The sequence below is a fragment of the Vibrio sp. OPT46 genome (genome assembly GCF_015163535.1).
GTDB classification, from domain to species: domain Bacteria; phylum Pseudomonadota; class Gammaproteobacteria; order Enterobacterales; family Vibrionaceae; genus Vibrio; species Vibrio alginolyticus.
Map to the genome: position 1 here is coordinate 1 of NZ_JADDYG010000485.1, position 6,906 is coordinate 6,906.

6 protein-coding genes and 1 pseudogene are annotated in these 6,906 nt (G+C 43.8%); 6 read left to right on the plus strand and 1 reads right to left on the minus strand.

The window, feature by feature from the left end:
- The 3 genes from IQR33_RS20445 to IQR33_RS20455 all read left to right on the plus strand — a co-directional run.
- A partial coding sequence (locus IQR33_RS20445) for a spondin domain-containing protein (protein ID WP_193843986.1) occupies positions 1 to 540 on the plus strand: 540 nt, incomplete at its 5' end.
- A gap of 146 nt (positions 541 to 686) precedes the next feature.
- A complete protein-coding gene (locus tag IQR33_RS20450; protein ID WP_041053947.1) occupies positions 687 to 1,418 on the plus strand; it encodes a response regulator transcription factor in 732 nt (243 codons plus the stop codon).
- Positions 1,419 to 1,534: 116 nt separating this feature from the next.
- Positions 1,535 to 2,908, plus strand: a complete 1,374-nt coding sequence (locus tag IQR33_RS20455; RefSeq protein WP_193837772.1) for a sensor histidine kinase — start codon at positions 1,535 to 1,537, stop codon at positions 2,906 to 2,908.
- A gap of 27 nt (positions 2,909 to 2,935) precedes the next feature.
- Here the strand turns inward: IQR33_RS20455 and IQR33_RS20460 are convergent, their stop codons facing one another.
- Entirely contained in the window at positions 2,936 to 3,451 is a 516-nt protein-coding gene (locus IQR33_RS20460; protein ID WP_193837771.1) for a superoxide dismutase family protein, read from the minus strand.
- Between the two features lie 541 nt (positions 3,452 to 3,992).
- Between IQR33_RS20460 and IQR33_RS20465 the strand changes: the two genes are divergently transcribed.
- The 3 genes and pseudogenes from IQR33_RS20465 to IQR33_RS20475 form a co-directional block, all read left to right on the plus strand.
- Entirely contained in the window at positions 3,993 to 5,402 is a 1,410-nt protein-coding gene (locus tag IQR33_RS20465; RefSeq protein WP_193837770.1) for an aminotransferase class V-fold PLP-dependent enzyme, read from the plus strand.
- Between the two features lie 62 nt (positions 5,403 to 5,464).
- Entirely contained in the window at positions 5,465 to 6,397 is a 933-nt protein-coding gene (locus IQR33_RS20470; RefSeq protein ID WP_005375093.1) for a transporter substrate-binding domain-containing protein, read from the plus strand.
- Positions 6,394 to 6,906 (plus strand): annotated as a pseudogene (locus IQR33_RS20475) (GGDEF-domain containing protein); the annotation flags it as partial. The gene IQR33_RS20470 and the pseudogene IQR33_RS20475, both read left to right, overlap by 4 nt.

Below are 6,906 nucleotides of genomic sequence, written 5' to 3' on the forward strand. Positions count from 1 at the left end.
CACAATGGTGACTACCAATTGTTTGAAATTGGACAAGCCGCATCTGTTGAACTTGAGCACCTTGCCGAAGGCGGTAGTAACGCTGAGCTGATTGAGTTGATGAACAGCAATGACAGTGTTTACCAAGGCATTTCGGGTAATGGATTGGTGTTGCCGGGGGCATCGGACGAAGTCACCATCACGGTTGACCCTAGTCGTTACGGTTACTTGTCAGTGGCGTCTATGTTCGTGAATACCAACGATGCCTTTGTTGGCGAAACGGGGCTATCGCTCAAATCGCTCGCAGTGGGTGAAAGCTATGAAATGAGCATGAACGTTTGGGATTCCGGTACAGAGCTAAACGATGAGCTTGCCGCAACCATTCCGGGCCCAGCAGGCGGCGGTGAGGGCTTCAATGCCGCCCGTAATGACAGCAATGACGTTGTTGCATTCCATGCGGGGGTAGTTAGCCAAGATGATGGATTAGCAAACTCAGCACTTTCTGCGAACCATCGTTTCTTGAACCCAGGTGCGAAAGTCACCATCACTCGAGTCGAGTAACACAGGCTCCGATGACGTCTCCTTTCCAAAGCGCTTGTAGCCGAGCGCTTTATCCCTCATGGCGTCATCGGAACCTTTTTTGAAAGAATTTCTAATTTGTTCCGGTCATGTGCAAAGTGAGGATACTCGAAGGCAAGGAAAGGACCATGGAACAACAGGCAATCAATTTAGTCGCGAACATCTTGTTGGTGGAAGATGACGATGATTTGGCAGAACTGGTTCAGATGCATCTCAAGTTTCAAGGACACCAAGTGTCGCGAGCCACAAATGTCGCCGATGCTAAAACGCAATACCAGCAACAACCCTTTGATTTATTGATCCTTGACCGAGGTTTACCAGATGGTGATGGTCTAGACATTTGCCATTATTTGCGTCAGCAACAAGATTGGAGCCCAGTGCTCATGCTGACAGCCAGAGACGGTGAAATGGACAAGGTTGACGGTTTAGAAGCGGGCGTTGATGACTACATCACTAAGCCATTTAGCGTATTAGAATTCCAAGCACGAGTGCGAAACGTGCTACGCAGAGTCAGCCAAACCGCAGAAGCAAAGGTGGCAAATGAAGTCCTCGACGATGCGATGGATTTTGGTCCGCTGAGAATCATTCCGGAGTTGCACCAAGTATCCCTAAACGACAAAGACGTCACTCTTACCGCGACAGAGTTTACTTTGCTGCAGTTTCTCGCGACTCGTCCGGGCAGAGTCTACAGTAAAGATGAATTGCTCGATCACGTTTGGAACACCAGTCACTCTGGTTATCACCACACTGTGTGTAGCACCATAAACCGTTTACGCAGCAAATTGTCGTTGTCTGACTCTGATCATCACTTCATTCAAACCGTGTGGGGTGTTGGGTATAAGTTTCAACCAAGACACTAATGCAAGAAAGTAAGTCAAAACATCAAGCCAAGACAGTAAGTCGGCAGTTGTTTTCACCGTCATTTTTCAATCATCACGGGTGTTGCAAAAACACCGCTGTTTAAGGAGGCGATAGGATGAGCTTCAAATCTCGCTTGGTAGTATTTACTAGCTTGTGGTTCTGCCTCGCGGCGGTGGTGATTGCACTGACTTACAATTGGCAAAAAGAAACCATTGAGTTACGCACCAAGCAAAGCCTGCATAAAGAGCTAGCCAGCCACATGCGTGATGATAACCCGCTGATGATCGGGACGGATTACAACCCTAAAGCGCTCAAGTCGATTTTTCACACGCTCATGCTGATCGGCCCTGACTTTGAAATCTACTTCCTTGATAGCCAAGGCAATATCACCACCCATGCTGCACCGGAAGGGGCGGAGATCATGGGGAAGGTGGATCTCAATCCCATTAAGCAATTCTTAAATGACCAGCCTTTTCCTATTTTGGGTGAAGATCCACGTAATCGTGGTGAACACAAAGTCTTTTCTGTCGCGGCGATAGAGGAATTAGGCTCAACGGTCGGTTATCTCTACGTGGTGATTGGCAGTACCCGACATGACGCCATTGCCAATGCTCAAGTCGATACTCCTTACATCGCGCTGGCAGGATTGGTCTTAGTGTCCATTTTAGGCTTTGCTCTTGGAGCTTATGTGCTGGTCAAACGTAGCCTATTGAATCCGATTGAGCGCGTGACCAAGCAACTTCAACAGCAAGCTGAACATGATTTCCGCCTGCAACCTGATTTTACTCACCAAGTGCCAGAGCTTGTGCCGATTGCGCACTCTTATCAGATGATGGCGAAGCACATTCAGCAACAGTTTTTACAGTTGGAGTATCAATCGTCTCATCGTCGTCAAAGCTTGTTGCAGCTTAGTCATGATTTAAAAACGCCGTTATCGAGTGTGCTTGGCTATTTGGAAACGTGGCGTTTGCAACATCCGGAATCTGATCCTTTGATTGATGTCGCTTTCCGAAATTGTGAGAAGCTCTCAACTCAATTACATTCTTTGTTAGACGCTGCGCGCAAAGAAGCTCCAATGCCAAATTACGAGTACCGCCCCGTAGATCTTGGCGTGTTGATGGCAGAATGTGCCGAAACGATGCAGAGCCAGTTTTCTCGTAAAGAAGTGGTGTTGAAAGTGGATATCGATAGCGAAATCCAAACTGTGGGTGACAAGGGGCTATTGGAGAGGTTGGTATTGAACCTGCTTGAAAATGCATTGCGCCACAGCCCAATCGGCTCGGAAGTGCATTGCCAAGCGCATTTGAGTGAGGATAAGTCGCGTATCCACTTTACCTTCGTCAATCACATCGAGGAAGAAGCGGAGGGCGGTTCTTTGGGGATCGGGACGAAGATTGTTCAATCGATCTTAATGCTTCACCACAGCTACCTTGAGACCAATGCAACATCCTCTCAATATCAACAGAAGTTCACACTTCTCGCAATCTAAAGAGAAGTGTGAGACATAAGTTAATGTTTATTCAATAACACCACATACGACGCGAGCGCCGCCACCACCTAGCTTACTTGGGTGATCGGAGTGATTGTCACCACCTGCATGGATCATTAACACTCGACCTTTTAAATCCGATAATTTTAGGCGAGGCGCGACAACGGGCTGATTGGCATTGCCGTCCATGTCCACATAGAGTGGAGGCAAGTCGCCTAAATGATTGTCATCGGTCCAAGGATAGCCATGCTTCCCTGTGTTGTTAGGATCATAATGGCCACCTGCTGCGCCGCCTAATACGGTTTTGTCATCCTTTTCTATGCTATCGCAAGATGGATTAGTGTGAACATGGAAACCGTGCACACCTGCTGACAAACCTGATAATTGAGGCGTAAAAACAACGCCATAATCACTTTGTGAAATCTCAATGGTACCCGCACTCTCATTGGTGTTGAGAGCAGTCATTTCTACCGTTTTTGCTAGCACGTTAGGTGCGGCGACAAGAGCGGATGCAACTGAAATGCATAGCAATCCTTTTAACATGGGACCTCCTTCTTTTAGGGTGTACGCTCAAGCACATATTAGTGAAAACCTGTTTTACTTATGTATGTTGAGCGGTGAGTTTATGTCATAGAGTGATGTGTATCACTTTATGGTCTTAAACTGATATCTCGATCCGAAATCAGCTTTCTTTTATTTAGTCTTAACATGTTGAGATCGTTAAGATATAAAAAGAATAGACGCCAATCTTAAAATAGCCTGAATATTTTTAAATTAACGCAAAGTTAAATTTTTAATGACTTTATAACAAAGCTCATAATTGTTTTATAAAGAATTTGGTGGAATTGTCCGCAATAAAGAATAATCAAATTAACGAATATATTAATGTGAACATTGTTGTTTATAGATTTGTGGTCAAACTGTTGCTTATATCATCAAATAAGATAAAAAATTGGAACTAAAGTCACTTAATGGCAGAGGAAAAAATTAAACTCTGATTGTAATGGGTAATAATGTTTTAGTAACAGATAGTTACGCACTTAAAATTAATAATATGGCTAATTTCCGACAAGGATTGAAAAAGATGAAAGACAAGGAATCTATTCAGACTAATAGCAGCCGCCGTAATTTTCTGAAAGGCGCAACAGGAGCTGTTGTTGCTGGTGTGAGTGCTTCCGCTTTCTCAGGCGTAGCTCAAGCACGAGAACAGAAAATTGATTGGAGCAGCCGCGGGCTAGGTAGAAAACACGATAAGCGCTTCTGGCGTAAAGTGCGAAGACAGTTCGTTTTGGACAAACGAACCACTTACATGAACATTGGTACAACAGGTTCAATGCCAAAACATGTTCTTGAAGATTACGAGCATAACAACAAGCTGGTGGCTAAATACCCTTGGGATATGAAAGGCAAATTTGGCTCTTGGCCTTATGTTTCAGAGATGGTTAAAGACGTCGCGCCAGGTTTTGGTGCTAACCCAGAAGAGATCATTCTCAGCCGCAACACTACTGATGGCTTATGCTCGATCATTAATGGCTTACACTTTGAACCAGGTGATGTGATTCTAACGACACACCATGAACATATTGCTGCAACATCACCTATGAACGTAGCGAAACATCGTTTTGGTGTGGATGTGGTAGAAATTCAACTACCAGTATTTACTGGTACCGAAAACGTTTCTGAGCAAGATTACATTCAAGCGTTCCGAGACGCGCTTGATGCGAATCAAAACGTTCGCCTAATTGTTTTCTCTCATATCACATACAAAACAGGAACCGCGCTACCAGCAAAAGCCATTTGTGCTTTAGCAAAAGAGTGTGGTGTACCTACTCTTGTTGATGGCGCGCATACGGTCGGTATGTTTGACCTTGATTTCCACGATATGGATTGTGATTTCTATGCAGGATCTGGTCATAAGTGGCAGTGTGGTCCGGGCGCGACAGGTATTCTGTATGTTCGTGATAACGGTAACCGTTTGAATGAGTATTGGAGCGACCGAGAGAACCCGTTATGGTTGATCAACTCCTCACTTTCTCATGCTGATTACCTAGGTAAACAGCTGCAAATGCAATACATTGGTAACGATAACTATCCTGCGAAACAAGCACTAGTTGATAGTTGCAAAATGTGGGATGAGATTGGTCGAGACCGTATCGAAGAGCGAGTTGTAAGCCTTGGTAGTTTATGTAAAACCTTGCTTCAAGAGTACTTACCACAAGCCAAAATGTATTCACCAAACGTGGAAGGCTTAACCAGTGGCTTAACGACGGTTAACCCGTTCTCCGATGTAACTAATGAAGAGATACTGACGGAATTCCGAGATCGTTTACGTGAAGAGTATGGTTACATCATCCGTACGACTAGCTTTAAGCTGCATAAGGATGATGACTTTGATACTTACGCGCTGCGTATCTCTACGCATTTGTTCCATGACGAACAAGATGTGGAAGGGCTCGTAGTGGCGATGACGAATTTGTATTACTCGTCGTTCTAACATCGTTGTTTATCACTCAAGCGCCCATTATTGGGCGCTTTGTGAAAGGTAAGGATATTATTATGTCAGTCATAACATTCAAAAGAACTTTAGCGACGGTGGCGCTCATGGTTACCTCTGTTGCGTCGTCTGCCGCTTGGTCAGACGATTTACAACAAATCCGTGAACGCGGTGTACTGCGTCACATTGGTGTCCCGTACGCTAACTTTGTCTCCTATATTGAACAAGGTGAAGTGGAAACTTTGACTGGCTTGGATGTAGAGATAATAAAAGGTTTTGCCAAGTCGTTAGGTGTTCAGTACCAGTATGTTCCAGCACAGTGGAGCGACGTGGTTGGTAAGTTGACAGGGCAAAATGTGCAATATCACAACAAGCAGGCTGTTGTCGGAGAAAGTGTTCCAATTGAAGGCGATTTGATCGCAAATGGCGTTACTATTCTTGATTGGCGTTCTGAGGTTGTCGATTTTTCACAAGATTATTTTCCTTCAGGTGTATGGTTGGTTTCCAGATCCGACTCTAGTCTGAGCCCGATTAAACCAAGTGGGTCGGTCGATGAAGATGTTAAAAACGTCAAGCAGCTGATCGATGGTCGCGAAGTGTTAGCTTTAGAACATTCTTGCTTGGATCCTAACCTTTATGACTTATATGACACAGGTGCAAAAGTTATATTACCTGATGGGGCGCGTCTCCTTAATGAGATGGTTCCAGCGATAATGAAAAATGATGCGGAAAGCACATTATTAGATGTTGCGGATACGCTAATTGCCCTCGAAAAATGGCCGGGTGAAATAAAAGTCATTGGCCCTATATCTGAAAATCAAAAAATGGCTGTTGCATTCCGTAAAAATTCCCCTGAATTACGCAAAGCATTTGATCGTTATTTAGACTCGATAAAAAAAGACGGTTCATACGAAAAACTAGTAAAAAAATACTATCCATCTATTTACTACTTTTATAACGATTACTTTATAGAAGATAAAAAGAAAGTCCGATGAATAAGGCCGTTAAAAAATTTTCCAGTAAAAGATTTATTACAATAAGCGCAATATTAGTTTCAATTTACTTAGCTATGCTTATTACTGTGACTAGCGTAGGTCAAAATAAGTTAAAAGAATCTCAATACAGAGAACTAGATTTAAAAGTAAAAAGTTATGCAAGCACACTCGATAATTTATTTACCATAGCGAGTGAAGATGTTGATAATCTAGCTACAGATAAAACAATACAAACATTCTTTGGTAATTTAGCTTCTGGCATGTCAATGGAGTATGGATTAGGTGCCAGTCTAATTAATTTAAAGCGTCGCTTCGATGAGAAGATAGACAGTAAGCTAATTAATAGCAGCCAAATCTATAAGAAGCTCACGCTAGTAGGCAGTGATGGAGTCACCATTGTCACCACTGGATCTGAAAACCTTGCCGAGCACAAAATGGACATACAAACCTTAATGACTCAACACGGGCATCCCGAAGAGGTTTGTGCGACGCGATACAATGATGACGTT

Coding starts and splice junctions, on each gene's coding strand:
- IQR33_RS20450 (WP_041053947.1), top strand. CDS start 687: ATGGAACAACAGGCAATCAATTTAGTCGCGAACATCTTGTTGGTGGAA.
- IQR33_RS20455 (WP_193837772.1), top strand. CDS start 1,535: ATGAGCTTCAAATCTCGCTTGGTAGTATTTACTAGCTTGTGGTTCTGC.
- IQR33_RS20460 (WP_193837771.1), bottom strand. CDS start 3,451: ATGTTAAAAGGATTGCTATGCATTTCAGTTGCATCCGCTCTTGTCGCC.
- IQR33_RS20465 (WP_193837770.1), top strand. CDS start 3,993: ATGAAAGACAAGGAATCTATTCAGACTAATAGCAGCCGCCGTAATTTT.
- IQR33_RS20470 (WP_005375093.1), top strand. CDS start 5,465: ATGTCAGTCATAACATTCAAAAGAACTTTAGCGACGGTGGCGCTCATG.